Source organism: Luteibacter sp. KNZ12-1A, assembly GCF_056755675.1.
The window spans coordinates 34,292-53,048 of the sequence record NZ_JBPGXU010000005.1 but is presented as its reverse complement, the minus strand read 5'-3'; the positions used below and the strand labels follow the sequence as shown (position 1 = coordinate 53,048).

The window sequence follows — 18,757 nt, the reverse complement described above, 5'->3', positions numbered from 1 at the left end:
CTCACTGCGATGCGAGCGAGTGGACGATATCGTGCAGGCCGTCGCGCCAAGCCGGCAGGGCATGACGGAACGTCTCCGCAAAGCTGCGATTGTCCAGTACCGAATAGGCTGGACGGCGCGCGGGCGTTGGAAAATCGCTCGTGCTGATCGGATGCACCATGGGCCGCCGCGCAAGGACTCCTGCGGTAACGGCTTCGTCGAATATCGCTTCGGCAAAGCCGTGCCACGTCGTCTCGCCGCTGGCGGTCAGATGGTAGGTGCCCGTGAGTGCAGGGCGGTTGGTCTCTTCGACAAACCGGTCGATGGCGACGATGCTCCCTTCGACGATAAGGGTGGTCGTTGTGGGTGTTCCACGCTGATCGGCAACCACTTTGAGTTCATCGCGCTCGCGGCCGAGACGCAACATGGTCTTCAGGAAGTTGTGTCCCACGGTCGAATATACCCATGCCGTGCGCAGGATCAGGTGGTTTGCGCCGCTCGCGCGAAGCGCCAGTTCGCCGGCAAGCTTGCTTCGGCCGTAAGCGCCTTGCGGGCCGGTGGTCGCATCGGGCACGTATGGCGTTCGAGCGTCGCCGGGGAAGACATAGTCCGTGGAATAGTGGATCACTCCCGCATCCCTTGTCGCAGCCCAGCGACCCAGGATGGCGGGGGCCTGTCCGTTGACGGCCGTAGCAGTCGCTTCGTCCGTCTCCGCCTTGTCCACGGCCGTATACGCTGCCGCATTGACGATGAGATCCGGGTTTACATGGTCCAGGACGGCTCGCAATGCGCTCTCGTCGGCGAGGTCGGCCTGCACGCCCCTGGTGCCTGCGGGAACATTCCCATCGCGGGACGCGGCGATCAGTTCACCGCGAGCGGCGAGACCGCCGTGGGCGATGAACGTCTGCCCCAGCTGGCCCTGGGCGCCCAGCAACAGGATTCTCACGCCAGGTACTCCGGGAGCCTGCCTGCGGGAACCTCGGCCAGGAGCGGGGCTTTCGCATCCTTGTCAGACAACAAGGGCGACGACACAGGCCAGTCGATACCAATGGCGGGGTCGTCCCAGCGAACGCCGCCGTCAGCCTTGGCGTCGTAAAGGTCGGTGCATTGATATGAGAACGTCGCGTGCTCGGACACGACACAGAAACCGTGGGCGAAGCCCTCCGGTATCCAGAAATGTCGATGGTTCTCCGCGGTCAACATCACGCCTGCCCACCGGCCAAACGTGGGAGAGCCTCGCCGAATGTCGACAGCGACGTCGTAGACCTCTCCTTCGAGCACGCTGACCAGCTTTCCTTGGGGATTGGGCCACTGGTAATGCAGGCCCCGGAGCACGCCGCGCGCGGATCGGGAGACATTGGACTGGACGAACTTGCGGTCGATGCCCGCATCGCGGAATTTCGCCTCGTTGTAACTTTCGTAAAAAAAGCCCCGGGAATCGCCAAAAACCTGCGGCTCGATCACTACGCATCCGGGCAAGCTGGTCTCGATGAACTTCATCCGACGTAGCCCTGCTTGATCAGGTTCTGCAGATATTGGCCATAACCGGTCTTGGCCAGTGGTTCGGCGAGGCGCAATAGTTGCTCGGCATCGATCCATTTGTTCACGTAGGCGATTTCCTCAGGGCAGCAGACCTTGAGGCCCTGGCGGTTTTCGATGGTCTGAATGTACTCGCCGGCTTCCATCAGCGACTCGTGCGTTCCGGTATCGAGCCACGCGTAGCCGCGACCGAGTTGCTCGAGGTGCAGCGAATGGTCGTCCAGATAACAGCGGTTGAGATCGGTGATCTCAAGCTCCCCACGCGCAGACGGCTTCAGGTCGGCTGCGTAGTCGACGACCCGGTTGTCATAGAAATACAGGCCGGTAACGGCATAGTTCGACTTCGGTTTAGCCGGTTTCTCTTCAAGGCCGATGACCCTACCGCCGGCATCGAACTCTGCCACGCCGTAGCGCTCCGGATCCTTCACGAAGTAGCCGAACACGGTGGCGCCGGTTTCGCGGGTCGCCGCGCGCTTCATGCGTTCGGTCAGGCCCACACCGTAAAAGATATTGTCGCCCAGTACGAGACAGCTCGGGTCCTTGCCAATGAACTCCTTGCCGATGATGAAGGCCTGGGCGAGGCCATCGGGGGAGGGCTGCACGGCATAGGTGATATTGATGCCCCACTGACTGCCATCACCGAGCAGGCGCTGGAACAGGGCCTGCTCATGCGGGGTGTTGATGACCAGGACGTCCCGGACCCCCGCCAGCATCAGCGTTGCCAGGGGGTAATAGATCATGGGCTTGTCGTACACCGGCAACAGCTGTTTGCTCACTGCCTGGGTGATCGGATAGAGCCGGGTGCCGGAACCACCGGCAAGGATGATGCCTTTGGTCGTCATGCGCCCAGTCGCTCCAGTTGGTAGCTGCCGTCGAGGATGCCCTGCACCCACGGCGTGTTATCCAGGTACCACTGCACGGTGGCCTGGATCCCGCTCTCGAACGTGTGCGCCGGGGTCCAGCCCAGTTCGTCCCTCAGCTTGCTTGCATCGATCGCATAGCGGCGATCGTGACCTGGGCGGTCGCGGACGAACGTGATCAGGCTTTCGTGCGGCTTGCCATTGGCGAGGGGGGCGACCTGGTCCAGGATGGCGCAGATAGTCTTGACCACCACGATATTCGCCTGCTCGGAATTGCCGCCCACGTTATAGGTTTCACCCACACGGCCCGCTTCAAGAACCCGGCGGATGGCGCTGCAGTGGTCTTCGACGTAGAGCCAGTCGCGAACGTTCATGCCGTCGCCGTAGACCGGGAGGGGTTCGCCTGCCAGTGCCTTCTGGATTACCAGGGGGATCAGCTTTTCAGGGAACTGGTAGGGGCCGTAGTTGTTCGAGCAGTTGGTCGTCAGCACCGGCAGGCCGTAGGTGTGGTGGAAGGCGCGGACCAGGTGGTCGGACGCAGCCTTCGACGCGGAATACGGTGAATTGGGGGCGTAGGGGGTGGTTTCGGTGAAGAAACCCTCGGCGCCCAGCGATCCGTAGACCTCGTCCGTGGAAACGTGGAGGAATCGGAACGCCTTGCCGCCGGCCTCGTCGAGCCCGCGCCAGTAGTCGCGGGTGGCCTCGAGCAGGCCCAGGGTGCCGACGACGTTGGTTTCGATGAACGCGGCGGGGCCGTCGATCGAACGGTCGACGTGGCTTTCGGCGGCGAAGTTGACGACCGCAACAGGGCGGTGTTCAGCCAGTAAGCGTGCAATCAGTTCACGGTCGCCAATATCACCCTGTACGAACACATGCAGGGGGTTCTCCGCCACCGGCTGGAGCGTCTGGACGTTGCCCGCATAGGTGAGTTTGTCCAGGTTGACGATCTTCAAGCCATCCTGAATGGCCTGAAGCACGAAATTTGCGCCAATGAAGCCGGCTCCGCCGGTTACGAGCAGGGTTTCCATGTGTCCTCTGAGGTCGACCTTTCAGACCGGTATTGTGTCACGGATGACCCGTGCCGCTGTCCCCTTATGGGAAGGATGCTGAACAAAAGTTCATGCTCACTGGGGGGCTGCGGGCGTTGGGGGACGGGGCCCCGGCCTCCGTCAGTGTATGATTCGCCGTTGATCTTGGCCCCGCCATTGGCGATGGGTCAGCCCATTTCTACCCTACAAAGCGGTAACCACTTATGGCAACGAGCGAGCGAGCGCAGAAGCTGGCGACCCGGGTGATCCATGCCGGGCAGGCGCCTGACCCGACCACCGGTGCGGTCATGGTCCCGATCTATGCAACATCCACCTACGCCCAAAAAAGCCCCGGAGTACATTCGGGATTCGAGTATTCGCGGACCCAGAACCCCACGCGCTTCGCCTATGAGCGATGCGTCGCGGACCTGGAAAGTGGCGATGCCGGATTTGCCTTCGCGTCGGGAATGGCGGCGACGGCCACGGTCCTGGAACTTCTGGACGCAGGCTCGCACATCATCGCGATGGACGACCTCTACGGCGGCACCTACCGTCTGTTCGAGAGGGTTCGTCGGCGTACCGCTGGGCTGGCCATCACCTATCTCGACCTTAACGACGGCGATGGCCTGGCTGCGGCACTGACCCCGGCTACAAGGATGATCTGGGTCGAAACACCTACCAATCCAACCTTGAAGCTGGTGGATATCGCTGCGGTCTCGGCGTTTGCAAAAAAGCACGGCCTGATCATGGTCGTGGACAACACCTTCGCGTCTCCGATTCTGCAGCGTCCGATCGAGCTGGGTGCAGATCTGGTCCTCCATTCAGCCACCAAGTATCTAAACGGGCACTCCGATATGGTCGGAGGCATGGTTGTCTCAGCGACGAAAGAGATTTCGGACCGAATGGCCTTCCTTCAGAACTCGGCAGGAGCGGTTCAGGGGCCCTTCGATAGCTTTCTTGCTCTTCGTGGGCTGAAAACCCTCGCGCTGAGGATGAAGGCACATTGTGAGAATGCGTTCGAGCTTGCTCGGCGTCTCGAACGGCACCCGGGCATTGCAGAGGTGATTTACCCGGGCCTTGAAAGTCATCCGCAGCACGCACTGGCCGCACGGCAGATGGCCGGCTTTGGCGGCTTGATTTCGATTCGTCTGAAGGGCGGTGAAGCCGCCGCTATTCGGGTCTGCGAGCGCACTCAGCTTTTCACCCTCGCGGAGTCGCTTGGAGGCGTCGAGAGCCTAGTCAATCATCCGGCTCTTATGACGCATGCGTCGATTCCCCCGGAGAGGCGGGAAGCTCTTGGCATCACGGCGGACCTGGTCCGTCTCAGCGTGGGCGTCGAGGACGTCGACGATCTGTACGCAGATATTGTCCAGGCGCTGGGCAGCTAATTCCGTACTGGAACTCCATGCAAAAGCACGCCCATCTCATCTTCTTGTTCAAGCAGCTCCTCGGCCGGGAGCTCGCATCGCGTTATCGGACGACGGCGTTAGGCTCGATCTGGCTGGTGTTGCAACCGTTGCTGATGCTCGGCGTGTACACGCTTGTCTTCAGCGGCATCTTCAAAGTCAAGTGGACTGGTGCCGCCACGACGTCGGGTTTCGCCTTGGTCCTGTTTGCCGGGCTGATTGTCTTCACGTTCTTTTCGGACGTGCTGGTGACTGCTCCATCGCTGATCTCGTCCCAGCCCAACTATGTCAAGAAAGTCGTCTTTCCAGTCGGAATTCTGGCGGTGGTGCGCGTTGCCGCAGCTTACGTGACGGCCCTTGTCGGTTTGGCGATCCTGATCATTGCACAGTGCGTCAGTGGTGCCTGGCCTAACGGTTGGGTAATCGTCTCGCCGCTTATCCTGGCTGAGCTAATACCGATGTTGCTGGGGATTGCGTGGCTGATGTCTGCGCTGGGTGTGTACCTACGCGACATCGCGCAGTTCACAGGTATTATTTCGAGCGTAATGCTTTTCGTTAGTCCCATTTTCTTTCCTCCGACCGCAATCCCTGAGCAGCTACGGGCGCTGGTGGATTTCAATCCGCTCGTTCTGCCCATGGGTGCCTTGCGTGCCGTGACGGTCCAGGGTCAAGCCCCGGAATGGGCCGGTTTGACAGAGCACTTCGTGGTTTCGTGTGCTTTCGCCTGGATGGGATATTTTGTGTTCCGTCGCCTTTCACGCGGTTTCTCGGACGTCCTATGAAAGATGTACGCACATTTCATGATGGCGAGTTGGCGATTTCTGTCCAGGACGTCGTCAAGGACTATCCGGTCTACGGTAGTCCCCGCGATCGCCTTGCCAGCCTCATCCGGCCGAGTAGAGAGGCGAAGGTTCGTCGGTTCCGTGCGCTCGACGGCATTTCCTTCGATGTGCCTCGCGGCGAAACAATGGGAATTATCGGACGCAATGGAGCAGGCAAGTCAACGCTCCTGCAGATACTCTGCGGCACGGTTAATCCCAGTTCGGGTAGCGTATCCATTAATGGTCGATTCGCTGCACTGTTAGAGCTGGGTGCCGGCTTCAACCCGGATTTCAACGGACGCGAGAATGTGTATCTCAATGCGTCGCTCCTGGGCTTGTCGCGCGAAGAGATCGACAGCCGTCTTGACGACATTCGCGCGTTCGCGGATATCGGCGATTTCTTCGACAGGCCGGTCAAGACCTATTCAAGCGGCATGTATGTGCGCCTCGCCTTCGCGGTGGCCATTCATACAGAACCCGACGTGCTCATCATTGACGAGGCGTTATCTGTCGGCGACATTCGTTTCCAGATGAAGTGCCTCGCGCGCATCGAAGTGCTGCGCGCACGCGGAGCCACAATCCTTTTCGTTTCGCATTCCTTGGAACAGGTAAAGCGATTCTGCCAGACGGCGGTATGGCTGGAAGCCGGCAAGGTCAAGCTGCGTGGAGACGCAGCCTTCGTGGCGGATCAGTTCCGCGACCACGAACTAGGACTTTCCGAGCCTGCGGATGTGGTGCCGCGCGAACAGCTGACCCACAATACGTCGGCGCCTGCGTTCCTCGAGACCGTGTCTGCGTCCACCGATTTCATGAGCCCGTTCGAGCCATTGTCGGTTGATGTTACGTATCAGGTCCGAGATGAGTCGATCAGCGGCCTTCTGGTGGGTGTCGCAATCAAAGGGCTAGACGGACTGCACATCTTCGGACCCAATACACACTTGGAACGTGTCCACATCCCGACGGACCGTGGCTCGCACCGACTGACTTACCATATTCCCTCAATGCCATTGCTGAGTGGCACGTACCAGATCGACGTGGGCCTGTTTACCGACAAAGGCCTTGTGTGTCTGGACTATCTCGGCGATGTAGCCCGCGTGACCGTCGCGGCGCCTTATTTCAGCGAGGGCGTCGTGTACATCCCGCACGAATGGAAGATCCATGAAATCTGAGCTCACCAGCCTTCCGTTCGATCATTTCCAGCGCTACGGGGCCGCATCGTCCGTCGTGGAATCCCTGGGTGGCGATCCGGTGCGTACGGTACTCGAAGTAGGTGCCAACCGGCAGCGGATACTCAAAGACTTCATGCCTGGCGCGCGCTTCGTATTTAGTGACCTCGAACCGCAGGATCCGGTCGAGGGCGGCGAAGACGTCTTCGTACAAGCCGATGCGACTCAGCTTCCGTTCGTGGACCGCGAGTTCGACATCGTCGTGTCGCTCGATGTGATGGAGCACATTCCCCCTGAACTGCGCCGCCAGGCAACGAGCGAGATGGCCCGCACAGCGGCCCGCGCGGTTATCATTGGCTGTCCGCTCGACCATGCCTGGGTGCACGCGGCAGAGGCAGAGGCAAATACGGTATGGGAGCGCCATTTCGGTACGGCATACCCATGGCTGGAAGAGCACAAAGAATTCGGCCTCGTCGACCCGGTAGTGGTCGAGGACGCGTTGCGCGACGCCGGAATGCGGGTCATTCGCTTTGGTCAGGGTGACGTATCCGTCTGGACAGGAATGATGAGCGCTCACTTCGTGAAAGAGGCGGTGCCGGAACTTGCCGAACTCGTGGCCAGTGCCGACCGACTTTACAACGAGCGCGTGTTCGCCGGAGATCGCTCGAACCACGCATATCGCGAGTTTTTCGTTGCTGTCCGCTCCGAAGCGGACTACGAGGCTTTATCGGCCTCCCATTTTCTGAATGCTCCTCCTGAGGAGTCGATCAAACGCGTCTTCGCGGCTCTTCCCGGGCATTTGCGTCCTGTCGTCGAACGTCTCGCGCGCGCGGAACAGGAATGGAGCAATACGGCCTTAGTAGTTCGTGGCCTTGAAGAAACGCTCCACGCCGAACGTGGCGAGGCGGAACAGGTAGCGAAAGCGACAGCGGAACTTCATGCGTCGGTGATCGCCGAGCGCGACGCCATTCTTGCAGAGCGCGACGATGCGCTCCGTCGCAGCGAGGAACGAACCATCGAGCTTGCGCTGTCATCGGGTCAGCTGATATCGGTCGCCGACAGCTTGCGAGATTATAACGATGAGCTGAGGCAGGACCTAGCGAGGTGCAACTCCCATCGCGAAATACTCACTGACCGTGTACATACATTTGAACGTCGGCAGCGCTTTGTCCTTTGGATTTCCAGCCTGTTCCTCGCTGTCGCGGCAACCGCTGCGCTGGTTTACCATTTCGTCGGCTGACGGAGGCCTTGATGACTAAATCCTCGCTTCAGCGACCAAGCCTTGTGACGCGACTTCGTGCGTTGGTACAGGCCTCTGTGAGTGCCTTCCAGTTCGCCCGGCGCTCAGGGCTGAGCATCCCCGCAATGTTCGGGCTCGTCCTGCGGAGACTGGCCGAGGGGCCGCGTCCCTTCGCCCGTCGAATTATTGCCCTGTCCTCGCGCGCTCGAGTGATCGAGGAGCATTTTGAGGTGCGTTCCGATTCCGGCTTATCGACCTACGAAGCGTGGATCGAGGACGATGCGTCGCGTTTTCCTTACATTGCCGGATCGTCACAACGGCTGGTGAGTATCGTCATGCCCACGTGCAACACGCCGGTGCTCTTCCTGGAAGAGGTGGTAGCCAGTGTACGGGGTCAAAGCTACCCGTATTGGGAGCTATGCATTGCCGACGATGCATCGACCGAGCCACACGTCCGCGCACTACTTGATGCCTATTCGGATAACGACTCCCGCATCAGGGTGACCTACCGGACGGACCGCGGCGGGATATCCAACGCGAGCAACGATGCCCTCGCCATGGCGCGTGGAGAGATCATCACGTTCCTCGATCACGACGATGTTCTCCACGTCGATGCCCTGGGGGAGGTGATGGCGCGTTTTGATGCCGGCGACGTCGATGTCGTTTACACCGACCATGACGCACTGGGCGAGGACGGTCGCCGTCGCTTCCCGTTCTTCAAGCCCGCGTTCAGCCCTGACCTGTTGTTGTCGCAGATGTACATGGGCCATCTCGTTGCATTCGACAAGCGGATGCTGGATCGCGTCGGATCCTTGCGGCCGCAATTCGACGGCGCTCAGGACTACGACTTGATGCTGCGTTGCATGGGGGCGCAAGCACGAGTGGGCCACGTTCCCAAGGTGCTTTACCATTGGCGCCAGCACAGTGGATCCACGTCATCCAACGTGGATTCAAAGCCCTATGCACACGTTGCGGGCGTGCTCGCAATCCAGGACTATCTCGATCACCATGTTCCGGGTGCCCGAGCTACGGATGGCGTTGGCACATTCTGCTATGACGTCCGCTATCCATTCGCGGACGATGAGCCGCTCGCAAGCATCATCATTCCCACACGAGACGGTGTCGACCTCCTCGAGACTTGCGTAAATAGCATCATCGAGCGCACACGTTATGCGCGCTACGAGATCCTCGTGGTCGACAACGGGTCCGTGCATCCCGAGACTCACGAGTGGCTCGCACGTCGTAGCCAGTCAGGGGACGTCCGCGTCATCGACGCACCTGTGCCCTTCAACTGGTCGCATCTCAATAATCTCGCCGCGGTGGACGCCCGCGGCGAGGTATTGGTATTCCTGAACAACGATACCGAAGTGCTTGACGAAGACTGGTTACGCCGGCTTTGCGAGAACGCGCTGCGTCCCGACGTCGGCGTTGTGGGTCCGTTATTGCTCTATCCGGACTGTACCATCCAGCATGCAGGCGTCGTCGTGGGCATGGGTGGCTGGGCCGACCACGTATTCAAGGCACTCGAGCCGGTCCATGCGCAGATGCTGTATGTGTCTCCCGTGATACGTCGTAACGTTCTTGCCGTGACCGGCGCTTGCATGGCGATCGCGCGTTCGACATTCGCAAGGCTTGGCGGTTTCGATGAAGCGTTCATTGTATGCGGCAGCGACGTGGAAATCTGTCTCAGGGCCTTCCACGCTGGCCTGCTCAATGTCTACTTGCCCGAGGCCCGTCTCGTTCACCACGAATCCAAGACGCGCGATCCTCGCGCGATCCCCGAGAACGATTTCGTGCTCTCGGCGCGTGCCTATTCGCCATACCGCGAGGACGGCGATCCGTACTTCAGTCGAAACCTCGACTCGATGTCGCCGGTACCTGCGTTCCGGAGAAGTGCATGACTGACCTGTTCCAGCGTGCGGCACGTCGCGTCGCGCGCGGCATGTTGCGTTTTGCCGATGGCGCCGCCAGCACGCCGCCGGCGACGCATGTGTACGAGACCACCCCGATGACTCCACGTGTGTCGGCGTTCCGGCCGCGTCGTCTTAACCTTCTCGTGCCGTCGATCCGTGCTCAGCACTACTTCGGGGGCATTCACACCGCGATGCAGATGTTTGACGCCATGGCTTCGCACTTCGAAGCACGGCGTATCATCCTGACTGATTCGCCCCCCGATCAGGCGGCACTCTCCCGGTTTTCTCGCTACCAGTCCGTGGTCGCATCGGACGATTCCGACGCCCTGGCCCAGGTCGTTGCCTTTAGTGATCGCTACGGCGAGACCTTGCCCGTTGGTCGGGATGACCAGTGGTTAGCCACTGCGTGGTGGACAGCGCACGGGGCGCAGCGCATGGCCGCATGGCAGGGCCACACGTACGGAGTCGAGGGCCGGTTGGCGTACATGATCCAAGACTTCGAGCCCGGGTTCTATCCGTGGTCGAGCCAGTCGGCGCTGGCGTTGGCGTCGTATCGTCCCTCGCGTGACGTAGGTATTTTCAATACCTCGCTGCTTGCGGAGTACTTCGCAACACAAGGCATCGGATACGACCGGAGTGTCATCTTCGAGCCGACGATCAATGATGGCTTGCGTGCGGCCCTGTACGCGGCACGCACGGAGCGCGTGCCGCGTGCCCGGCGTATCGTGGTTTATGGACGTCCCTCAACGCCGCGGAATGCGTTCCCCTTGATTTGCGAGGCGCTTCGCACATGGGGCTGGAATGATTCGCGCGCGAAAGAGTGGGAGGTGGTTGCGCCCGGCGAGCTCATCGACGACGTCGATCTCGGCTCCCTGACCGTGCGTGCGCTGGGCAAGCTGGACATCGAAAGCTATGCCGAATTGCTCCGCACTTCCTCCATTGGCCTGTCGTTGATGGTGTCACCTCATCCTAGCTATCCACCCCTCGAGATGTCGGCTTTTGGTATGGAGGTCGTTACGAACCGCTTCGCGAACAAGGAGCTCACGCCCTTCGCGCCAACGATTCGGTCGGTTGGCGAGATGACTCCCGAGGCGATCGCGGCTGCGCTCAGTTCAGCTTGCGATGCCTGGGAGAGCCGTGCGATGGCGCCTGGCTGGATTATGCCGGCAGACCATGCGTTTCTAGGCGAACCGGCGTTTTCGCCACTGGCCGCACTGGCTGTCCAAGCTCTCGATACGGACTAAAACGACTGGCAACGGCTTTCGCCAGCCAAGGTAATCTGCGTCTGCTAACATCCGGAAAGGTTGTTTCGTCGGTCTTGCCTATGAACTGGAGAGCTCATGAACATGCACGAGAACACGCAGCCGCACGCGTCCGTCACGAAGCTGGAACTCGGGTGCGGTAGTAACAAGCGGGAAGGGTTCTTTGGCATCGATATTATTGATGCGCCCGGCGTCGACCTAGTATTGGACTACGAGAGCAACCCGCTCCCATTCGCGACGGATTCAATCGACTACGTCTATTCCAGCCATTCGTTCGAGCACATTACCCGGTATCCGGAAGTGTTCCGTGAACTGCTCCGGGTCTGTCGGCACGACGCAACCATCGAAATCTGGACGCCGTATGGCAAGAGTGACGATGGCCTTCTTTTCGGCCACTACACGTTCTTCAGTGAAACCTCGTTCAAGCACATCTGTTTTGAGTATGACCGCTTCTATCTCGGTGATAGCCACGGTTATTTCCGGTGGGAACGAAGCCACTACAACCTTCATCCCGATATCCTCGACGGCCTGCGGAAACTGAAAGTATCGCTGGACTTTGCGCTTACGCACATGTTCAATGTCGCGTTGGAGTGGGGGGTCTTTCTTCGAGTGAAGAAGGACGCGCCGCGGGCTCCAGGCCCCCAGGGCCAGGTCCGCGCTTACTCCGTTGCCGGCCGGTCGCCTCTGATCGAGCCAAAGATTTGAGACGTACGACGACGCGCTCAGCATGAAGCGCAGTCGGGGGGAGCATACTAGATGAAGATGCAGCTGCTTGTCCGGCGATGGGCGACGTCGCTTCCGGCGCTAATCGTGCTTGCCGCCCTCGTATTCATGTGGCGGCGCCCTGTTGAGTTGCACCATCCGTATATATGGGTCGAGGAGGGGACGATTTCGCTTCCGGCTTACCTGACTATGGGGTGGCGTTCGCTCTGGGACCCCGTGGCCGGTTATATCGTCCTTCCCGCGAAGCTGATCTTCCTTACCGCGATCAGTCTTTCCGCGTCGCACTCGGCAGCTATCGCCTACTGGCTCACGCTGATCTTCGAGATCGGCACGATCTGTCTGGTGGCGTACAGCCCAACTCACCTCCGCTATCCGAAGCTAGCGGCCATTGCGATCGCGTTAATTCCTACGCAGCCCGAAGTGTTCGCTGTTTCCGAGTACGCATTCTGGTGGGGTACCCTTTGGAGCTTCGTGGCGCTCTTCTGGCGAGAAGGCGAAAATCCGCGAACGCTTTGGCGAAGTTTTCTCGTCGTGTTCGGCGGACTATCGTCACCCATGGCGCTGCCCATTGCTGTATTTTTAGGTTATCGGGCGGCTCGTGAGCGTAAGCGCGCCGACTGGATCGTGTTTGGCGTGGGCGTCCTGGTTGCGGCCATCCAGTGCATTATGGTCGCGACAGCGAGTGTGCCGGTGGGGTTCGGCAAACGGCATTTCGACGGCGTGCAGGTGGTGGTGCGATTTTTCGGGCACTTCGTCCTGTCCACCGAACGGCCGCCTGTAATCGTCCTGTTCTTGCTGGGTGCCTCGATCATCGCTGCTGGCGTCTACTTCGCCATCACGCGGCGAAAGTGGAACGACACGTACTTCGTGTTACTCGGCGGCGGCTTGTGTGCGGGTGTTCTCGCTGCGATCAGTCGTGTCCCCGTAGAGGTAATGCACCCGGTGCTGGCTGGACCGCGCTACTTCTTTTACCCCTTCATTTTCTTGGTGTGGGCGCTGCTGTACATGTACGGCGAGACAGGCGTTCGATTCCGTGCCTTCATCGGCGTCGTTCTCCTCTTGGCACTATCGCAGTTCGCAATGCACGGCCGACTTGAGTACGACACCTTCCACTGGCGAGGTGAGCTGAAACGCTGTATTGCGGAAGGAACCGGCACTTACCAGTTCCCCGTGCAATTCGCAGGGCCGAAGGAGATCGCATGGCACGTACCGTTAACTGGCGTGCAATGCCAGTCGCTGGTGAATCGTAGCTTGCTCAAGTAGGAGGCTACGTCAGGGGGGCGCGGGTGCTGATGCCGTCGCGATGGCCGACCATTCGCCCCACCCGTCACCATGATCCGTGATTACCACATCAAAGGTTTCTGGCAGTCGGGGATCGTCCAAGGCGAGACGATGCCACTCCACCGCCAGCGGTAGCGGGCGTTCGTCGAACATGCCAGGAATCGAGACGGTTTGACGTCCAGGTGTCGGTCCGGTCCGGTAATAGATAAACTCGCCGCGACGCACCGTCAAACGCACGGCGCCTGTGTCTCGGTCCGATGTCTTCATTGAGCCGGCGACGTCCAAGCCATCGAAATGGCTGTGGTCGATATCGGTGCCGAGAAATGTATTCGGTCCCACGGTGCGCTGGCTCGGTACTAACCCGAGAGCTACGTGCGGTGCTTCAAGTACCGTGGAAACGGCGAGTGGCAACTTAGCAGTGAACTGGCAGGCAGCGCCCCGCAGCACAAACGTGAGATCTCCAGGCGCAGGTTTCGTAACCAGATAGCCCATGAAGCCGTCACCCTGGCGGCGGGGCTGACCGTCGACGGCGAGCCCGACGACGTGCCCACGGGTATCGACGATGTCGATTCGATCCGGCGCATCGCGCGCCGGGCCAACCACCCACCCAGATACTCGCAAGGCAAAGCGGTTCAGGGCTGCTACGTCTGCCACCTCGACGTGCCCTTCGCAAGCCGCGCCTTCGAATACCTCGCTCGTGCCTATGCGGTCGCGCGCGCCAACGAGCGGTTCACTGCCGAATACGGAGATACGGTCGCGCTGCGCGCGGTCCGCCAACGATAGAGCCATGTCAGTAAACGGGAATACCTGTCCGATGATAAGCTCGTCGCGCACTCCAAGGGTCAGGGCAGAGGCCGCTACCATACGGTCGAATCGCATTTTCCCGCGTGGTGAGAGTGCCGTTCGTTGGTACGGCACCATGGCAATCAACAGCGCTATGGCAGTGGCGCTGGCCCATACGAGCCGACGCGGTCGGGTGATAATCCATGGCAGGCCAAGGATGATAGTTGCCATCCACGCCATGATCGCTGGCGTGGTATAGCGGCTGGACAATGCTTGCGCCAGTCCACCCGTTACCCGCCCGAGCGCTGTGCCACAGGCGGTCATGTCGATATACAGAAGGAAGGCCAACATGGCTAGTTCGAGCGGATGCTGTCTGCGCACCCGCCAGATTGCTATGGTACGCAACGCGGCGATGGCGATGAGCGAGGCACCGGCAACCATCGCTGCCACGCCGGCACCTTTCACATGCATTAGTGCGAAATAGACCGGGCTGCCCAGGTACATGAGCATGAACTTCGTGACTTCGGCAGGCTTGGTCAGAAGCACGCTCGACAGCGGAACGTTGCCAACGGCGACATAGCTTTGGAAATAGGCTGCGAGCGTCGCGCAGGCAAGGACGGCCAGGAAAGTGATATGTCGCCACGAAAGTCCGGCAGCTATGGCGAAGACGAGCATGGCTGGGAGTGCGAGGGTGCCATTGGCCATCGTGCCTGCTGACGCTATGCCCAGGACCACGCCTACAAGGAACCATGGAGTGCCATAGGACTCGGAGCACTGCGAGCGAGCAAGGCAGTAGAGCGCCGTTGCCGGCAGCAACTGGGCAAGCAGGAACTGGCTCTGGAACCCCCACGTCAGGTTGTTCTCCTGACTCCAGAAAAAGGCCATCGCCAGGAACAGCGCGTATATCAGGGGTGCGGACGACTCTCCTGCGGTTCCCCGAAGTGCCCAGCGCGCCGCGCGACAGAAAAGAATGCCTGTGCATGCGGCGAGCGATGCGTTGACGACAAGCAGGGAGATTCCCTGTCCACGGAACCAGTGAAGGTCAGCCCAGAACAGCAGTCTCGACAGGAAGATTCGATGCTCGTTGTGCTGGCCCCACCATGCCTGGGGCACACTGTCTTGGACGCGGTAGAAGAAGCCGATGTAGCCGTCCCACATGTCCCAGAAGGGCACCGGGGAATAGGCTCTGATGACACCGAATAGAGCCATCGCGACTATAGATGCGCCGAGTACGAGGGCAAGCCAGTGCGCTACGCGGCGGACATGGACTTTGCCGTCGGAGGAGTTCCTCATCATCATGGTGTGGGGCGTGCTCTGGAAGAGTCAACGAAAGGAGAGGTACTTGTGGCCAAAATAGCTCGTGAAGACCGGGACGGCGACGCCGACTGCGTGAGCGCACAGTTCCAGTTGCCACGTCCATCCCAGCACCGGGAGAAGCCAGCGCGCCAGCAGCAGGCTGATGGCAAGCGTCTGCGCCACGGCAAACAGGTTTACGATGATGAACCATATCGCCTGATGGCGTAGCGGCGTTGTGGTCTCGCGGAAGACGAACAGGCGGTTCAGGCAGAAGGCCGTCGTCATGCCCAGAAGGTAAGCCACGACGATCGCGACCGCATAGCTAAGCCAGAGGCTAAAGACGATGCGGGAACTGAAGTTCACAGCCGCCGCGGTCCCACCTACCAGTACGAATAGCAGGAACTGTTGACTCACCCGGGACTTGCTCTTGGGAGACGCTGCCGTGCCGGCAGTCACGACACCGCCTCGCGAGCCATCATTCGGCCAAAATCGATGCTCTCGGAGATGCCGCGGTCTTCTGGGTAGTAGTGCGACGTATCGGCCACCCACAGACCGTCGATGGGTAGCTTTCTCGAGGGAATGCTGTCCAGGTACCCGGGTGGGCAGATCGGTTGTGCATAGCGGTAACGGTTGGCGCGGATATCAATGAAGTCGTCGTCAGTCAGGGACGGATTGATCATCTTGAGGTAGCGGCGCACCTTCCCCGTGAACACTTCGTCGGCGTCGCCGTACTTTGGATGTTCTCCGGGCATATAGAACGGGACGTACACCACATGATGATCGAGGGGGCGCAGGTTGGTGTATTCCACCAGGCCCGGGATATCCATGTCGTCGTCGTTCGTATTGAGCCAGAAGTTCTCGGTGACCTGCCTTTTCAACTTTGCGATGACGCAGACGACGGCAACATTTTTCAGTGCGGAGAACTTCTCGCGAATATCGCTCGGAAGGTCCGGCATCAGGCGCGGGACAAACGGCAGCGGAACGGTGCTGATGACCTTATCAAATGATTCAGTGCCGTTGACCGTCTCTAGCCCCCTGACCGCGCCACCCTCGATGACGACCTTGCGCACCGGCGTTGAGAGCCGGATCTCGCCGCCGTTGCTTTCGATCCACGCCTTCATACCGTTGAGCAGTGTGTCGGAACCACCTTCGAGATAGCCTAACTTTTCTCGAAACAAGTCGTAGCGCGAAGTGCCAATACGGCGAATGCGGCTCCAGATCCATGCGGCCGACAAGTTGTCACTGTAGTCGTAAAACTTGTAATCGAAAAGGCGCTGCCACAACACGCGCCAGGCCTCTTCGCCAACCCAGCGGCGAATCCAGCTGGTAGCCTCGACATGGTCGAGAGGACGCCAGTCCTCGCGCTTGCGCTTCGTGGACAGGAAGGCGTGCAGCCCGTAGCGGACTTTGGCCACCATACCCAGTCCTTTGAACTTCAGCAAAGCAATCGGGTTACCCCAAGGCTGCAGTCGCTTGTTGTACCAGTAGCCCATCTTCGTTTCGGTCCAGTGCATGCGGTTGGCGAGGCCAAGCTCGTCCAGCATGGTGAGGAAGCCTGAATCCGAAATACAGTGGAAGTGGTAGTAGCGTTCAATGCTCAGGCCGTCGAAATCGAAGCACGCAGTCATCCCACCCACTCGGTCGTCGGCTTCGAACACCACGGGGTGGTGCCCGTCGCGGGCTAGTTGATAGGCGACAGCAAGACCCATCGGGCCTGCGCCAAGGACGGCGATGCGTTGTGGCTGGGTCATGGTGAACGATCCGGTGGTCGCGCGTCAGCGCTTCAGGACAATGGCGGAATAACGGGGGTCGCAATAGCTTTCACGAACAGCATCGGCAAATGGCGTCTGCTTCACTCCAAACACGGCTTCCGTGTCGACGCCCTTGAAGTCATCGCCCGCGCTTAGCGCTTTGAGCTGGCTCTCAGTAAACGGCGGCTTGCCACTGAATAGTGCGAATACGCGAAGCAGGAAGCCAAATAGCCCATACGGAATGTGCAAGATGAAGGTCTTCAGTCCCTTCGCCCGCTTGATCGTATGGATGATGTCAACATAGTCGATGCGGGTATCGCCGACCACGTCGTACACCTCCCCATTGCGTTCGCGCACGATGCAATCCGCGATGCAGCGGCAGAAGTCGCGTTCGTAGAGAGGCTGGCGCATGTAGCGACCGTCGCCGGGGATCGGGAACACTGGGGTTTTTGCCATGAATCGTGACAGCCAGCCAAAGTGCTTGGGATCGAACCAGCCGAACATGAGCGTCGGCCGAAGCACACAGTGGCGGATGCCCGACTCGACGACCAGCTTCTCTTGGGCCTTCTTGGTGTTCGTATAGTCATCGTTGGAAACGGACACGACCACCGATGAGCTGATGTGCACCAGGTAAGGCACTTGGTGACGTTTGAGCGCGTCGAGCACGATGCGCGTGGCGTCGATGTTGTTGCGGACGAACTCTTCTGTGAACTTGCTCGTGATCTGCGCGTGCAGTTGGACTACGCACGCCGCTCCGGTGAACGCCTTTTCCCAGTCGCCCGGCACCGCTACGTCTGCCTCGATGGCGACGACGTCCGGATGCAGTTCACGCAGGATGCCCATGTTGTAGGCATGCTTATCGATAGCGACGAGCTGGCTGAACCCCTGGTTCTTGAGCTCGACGATAAGGTTCTGGCCGACGAGTCCGGCGGCGCCGGTGATGACGATCTTGCTGTTCTTGTCTGCCATGGTCAGAGGTTGAGGCGCTTGAAGAGGAATTCGGGAATGCTGCGGATGATTGTCATGATGCCGAACCAGAACCAGGGCAGGTACACCACCGAACGGCCGTTATCGACAGCTTTCACGATGCCAGACGCGATGGCCTCGGGTTTTGCCCAGAGGGCGCCCTTCTTGAACTCGCGAGTCATAGGCGTATCGACGAAGCCGGGCTTGATGGTGATGACGTCCACGCCATGCTTGGCCATGCGTTGGCGCAAGCCGCCGAGGAAGGCGGATACCGCAGCCTTGGCCGAGCCATACAGGTAGTTGCTGGAACGACCACGGTCGCCAGCGACTGAAGAGATAACCGCGATGCTGCCGCGACCCGCCTGTTGCATGCGGTTGGCGATGAGCGTCAGCAAGGCGATGGTCGAGGTGCCATTGGTGGCGAACTCGATCAGTGTCGTTTCCACGGATGCTTCGCACGCCTTCTGGTCGGGCAAGGTGCCGTGAGCGATAAGTACAACATCGACGTCGCCAAGGTCGGCCCACGCGGCATCGAGAACGGCGGCGTGCGCGGACACATCATTCACGTCGAGGCTGCCGTGGCCGATCTCCGCTGCGCCGCGGATACGCAGGTCTTCGGTGATGGTCTTGAGGCGATCGGCGTTACGCGCGACCAGATGCAGCCGTGACCCGCGCTCCGCATAGACGCGAGCCGTGGCCTCGGCGATGGCGGATGTGGCGCCGATGATCAGAACTCGTTGCAT

17 protein-coding genes are annotated in these 18,757 nt (G+C 60.1%); 8 read left to right on the top strand and 9 right to left on the bottom strand.

Translation table 11 applies throughout. From position 1 onward, the window contains the following. Window position 1 precedes the first annotated feature (1 nt). From rfbD to rfbB, 4 genes are read right to left on the bottom strand one after another with little or no spacing between them, the layout of a single operon-like run. The gene (gene rfbD / locus ACR9ZJ_RS02410) at window positions 2-925 is read right to left on the bottom strand and encodes a dTDP-4-dehydrorhamnose reductase (protein ID WP_481286773.1); all 924 of its coding nucleotides are present in this window, start codon (window positions 923-925) and stop codon (window positions 2-4) included. After that, window positions 922-1,479 carry a dTDP-4-dehydrorhamnose 3,5-epimerase gene (gene rfbC, locus ACR9ZJ_RS02405; RefSeq protein WP_481281364.1) on the bottom strand — a complete coding sequence of 186 codons (558 nt, stop codon included), beginning with the start codon at window positions 1,477-1,479 and terminating at the stop codon, window positions 922-924. Before rfbC ends, rfbD begins: the two co-directional genes overlap by 4 nt. Continuing rightward, window positions 1,476-2,360 carry a glucose-1-phosphate thymidylyltransferase RfbA gene (gene rfbA / locus ACR9ZJ_RS02400; protein ID WP_481286772.1) on the bottom strand — a complete coding sequence of 295 codons (885 nt, stop codon included), beginning with the start codon at window positions 2,358-2,360 and terminating at the stop codon, window positions 1,476-1,478. Before rfbA ends, rfbC begins: the two co-directional genes overlap by 4 nt. Beyond that, window positions 2,357-3,406 (bottom strand): dTDP-glucose 4,6-dehydratase, encoded by a 1,050-nt coding sequence (gene rfbB, locus ACR9ZJ_RS02395; protein WP_481286771.1) that lies wholly within the window; start codon window positions 3,404-3,406, stop codon window positions 2,357-2,359. Before rfbB ends, rfbA begins: the two co-directional genes overlap by 4 nt. A gap of 224 nt (window positions 3,407-3,630) precedes the next feature. Between rfbB and ACR9ZJ_RS02390 the strand changes: the two genes are divergently transcribed. From ACR9ZJ_RS02390 to ACR9ZJ_RS02355, 8 genes are all read left to right on the top strand, one after another. Beyond that, entirely contained in the window at window positions 3,631-4,794 is a 1,164-nt protein-coding gene (locus tag ACR9ZJ_RS02390; RefSeq protein WP_481286770.1) for a cystathionine gamma-synthase, read from the top strand. A gap of 17 nt (window positions 4,795-4,811) precedes the next feature. Beyond that, on the top strand, window positions 4,812-5,594 hold the full coding sequence (locus ACR9ZJ_RS02385; RefSeq protein WP_481281360.1) for an ABC transporter permease: 783 nt from the start codon (window positions 4,812-4,814) through the stop codon (window positions 5,592-5,594). Next, the gene (locus ACR9ZJ_RS02380; protein ID WP_481286769.1) at window positions 5,492-6,802 is read left to right on the top strand and encodes an ABC transporter ATP-binding protein; all 1,311 of its coding nucleotides are present in this window, start codon (window positions 5,492-5,494) and stop codon (window positions 6,800-6,802) included. Before ACR9ZJ_RS02385 ends, ACR9ZJ_RS02380 begins: the two co-directional genes overlap by 103 nt. Further along, window positions 6,792-8,039 carry a class I SAM-dependent methyltransferase gene (locus tag ACR9ZJ_RS02375; protein WP_481286768.1) on the top strand — a complete coding sequence of 416 codons (1,248 nt, stop codon included), beginning with the start codon at window positions 6,792-6,794 and terminating at the stop codon, window positions 8,037-8,039. Before ACR9ZJ_RS02380 ends, ACR9ZJ_RS02375 begins: the two co-directional genes overlap by 11 nt. 11 nt (window positions 8,040-8,050) lie before the next feature. Further along, window positions 8,051-9,940 (top strand): glycosyltransferase family 2 protein, encoded by a 1,890-nt coding sequence (locus ACR9ZJ_RS02370; RefSeq protein WP_481281357.1) that lies wholly within the window; start codon window positions 8,051-8,053, stop codon window positions 9,938-9,940. Further along, window positions 9,937-11,196: a rhamnosyltransferase WsaF family glycosyltransferase gene (locus ACR9ZJ_RS02365; protein ID WP_481281356.1), complete on the top strand. Its 1,260-nt coding sequence runs from the start codon at window positions 9,937-9,939 to the stop codon at window positions 11,194-11,196. The genes ACR9ZJ_RS02370 and ACR9ZJ_RS02365 overlap by 4 nt, the downstream gene beginning before the upstream one ends. Before the next feature lie 96 nt (window positions 11,197-11,292). Further along, a complete protein-coding gene (locus tag ACR9ZJ_RS02360) occupies window positions 11,293-11,919 on the top strand; it encodes a class I SAM-dependent methyltransferase (RefSeq protein WP_481281355.1) in 627 nt (208 codons plus the stop codon). A gap of 51 nt (window positions 11,920-11,970) precedes the next feature. Continuing rightward, complete coding sequence (locus tag ACR9ZJ_RS02355) at window positions 11,971-13,200, top strand: hypothetical protein (RefSeq protein ID WP_481286767.1); 1,230 nt, start codon at window positions 11,971-11,973, stop codon at window positions 13,198-13,200. Between the two features lie 9 nt (window positions 13,201-13,209). Here ACR9ZJ_RS02355 and ACR9ZJ_RS02350 read toward each other — a convergent pair whose 3' ends face one another. Genes ACR9ZJ_RS02350 through ACR9ZJ_RS02330 form a run of 5 tightly spaced genes read right to left on the bottom strand, consistent with a single transcriptional unit; the run spans window position 13,210 to window position 18,757 of the window. Next, a complete protein-coding gene (locus tag ACR9ZJ_RS02350; RefSeq protein ID WP_481286766.1) occupies window positions 13,210-15,300 on the bottom strand; it encodes a hypothetical protein in 2,091 nt (696 codons plus the stop codon). Window positions 15,301-15,324: 24 nt separating this feature from the next. Beyond that, on the bottom strand, window positions 15,325-15,753 hold the full coding sequence (locus ACR9ZJ_RS02345; RefSeq protein ID WP_481286765.1) for a GtrA family protein: 429 nt from the start codon (window positions 15,751-15,753) through the stop codon (window positions 15,325-15,327). Next, window positions 15,750-17,048, bottom strand: a complete 1,299-nt coding sequence (locus ACR9ZJ_RS02340) for an NAD(P)/FAD-dependent oxidoreductase (protein WP_481281351.1) — start codon at window positions 17,046-17,048, stop codon at window positions 15,750-15,752. The genes ACR9ZJ_RS02345 and ACR9ZJ_RS02340 overlap by 4 nt, the downstream gene beginning before the upstream one ends. 24 nt (window positions 17,049-17,072) lie before the next feature. Continuing rightward, the gene (locus ACR9ZJ_RS02335; RefSeq protein WP_481286764.1) at window positions 17,073-18,017 is read right to left on the bottom strand and encodes an NAD-dependent epimerase/dehydratase family protein; all 945 of its coding nucleotides are present in this window, start codon (window positions 18,015-18,017) and stop codon (window positions 17,073-17,075) included. Between the two features lie 2 nt (window positions 18,018-18,019). Next, window positions 18,020-18,757 carry an SDR family oxidoreductase gene (locus tag ACR9ZJ_RS02330; protein WP_481286763.1) on the bottom strand — a complete coding sequence of 246 codons (738 nt, stop codon included), beginning with the start codon at window positions 18,755-18,757 and terminating at the stop codon, window positions 18,020-18,022.

What these genes read in the sequence shown, in the direction of transcription:
- rfbC (WP_481281364.1), bottom strand. Translation starts at nt 1,479, where the DNA reads ATGAAGTTCATCGAGACCAGCTTGCCCGGATGCGTAGTGATCGAGCCG.
- rfbA (WP_481286772.1), bottom strand. Translation starts at nt 2,360, where the DNA reads ATGACGACCAAAGGCATCATCCTTGCCGGTGGTTCCGGCACCCGGCTC.
- rfbB (WP_481286771.1), bottom strand. Translation starts at nt 3,406, where the DNA reads ATGGAAACCCTGCTCGTAACCGGCGGAGCCGGCTTCATTGGCGCAAAT.
- ACR9ZJ_RS02390 (WP_481286770.1), top strand. Translation starts at nt 3,631, where the DNA reads ATGGCAACGAGCGAGCGAGCGCAGAAGCTGGCGACCCGGGTGATCCAT.
- ACR9ZJ_RS02385 (WP_481281360.1), top strand. Translation starts at nt 4,812, where the DNA reads ATGCAAAAGCACGCCCATCTCATCTTCTTGTTCAAGCAGCTCCTCGGC.
- ACR9ZJ_RS02380 (WP_481286769.1), top strand. Translation starts at nt 5,492, where the DNA reads ATGGGCCGGTTTGACAGAGCACTTCGTGGTTTCGTGTGCTTTCGCCTG.
- ACR9ZJ_RS02375 (WP_481286768.1), top strand. Translation starts at nt 6,792, where the DNA reads ATGAAATCTGAGCTCACCAGCCTTCCGTTCGATCATTTCCAGCGCTAC.
- ACR9ZJ_RS02370 (WP_481281357.1), top strand. Translation starts at nt 8,051, where the DNA reads ATGACTAAATCCTCGCTTCAGCGACCAAGCCTTGTGACGCGACTTCGT.
- ACR9ZJ_RS02365 (WP_481281356.1), top strand. Translation starts at nt 9,937, where the DNA reads ATGACTGACCTGTTCCAGCGTGCGGCACGTCGCGTCGCGCGCGGCATG.
- ACR9ZJ_RS02360 (WP_481281355.1), top strand. Translation starts at nt 11,293, where the DNA reads ATGAACATGCACGAGAACACGCAGCCGCACGCGTCCGTCACGAAGCTG.
- ACR9ZJ_RS02355 (WP_481286767.1), top strand. Translation starts at nt 11,971, where the DNA reads ATGAAGATGCAGCTGCTTGTCCGGCGATGGGCGACGTCGCTTCCGGCG.
- ACR9ZJ_RS02350 (WP_481286766.1), bottom strand. Translation starts at nt 15,300, where the DNA reads ATGATGATGAGGAACTCCTCCGACGGCAAAGTCCATGTCCGCCGCGTA.
- ACR9ZJ_RS02340 (WP_481281351.1), bottom strand. Translation starts at nt 17,048, where the DNA reads ATGACCCAGCCACAACGCATCGCCGTCCTTGGCGCAGGCCCGATGGGT.
- ACR9ZJ_RS02335 (WP_481286764.1), bottom strand. Translation starts at nt 18,017, where the DNA reads ATGGCAGACAAGAACAGCAAGATCGTCATCACCGGCGCCGCCGGACTC.
- ACR9ZJ_RS02330 (WP_481286763.1), bottom strand. Translation starts at nt 18,757, where the DNA reads ATGCAACGAGTTCTGATCATCGGCGCCACATCCGCCATCGCCGAGGCC.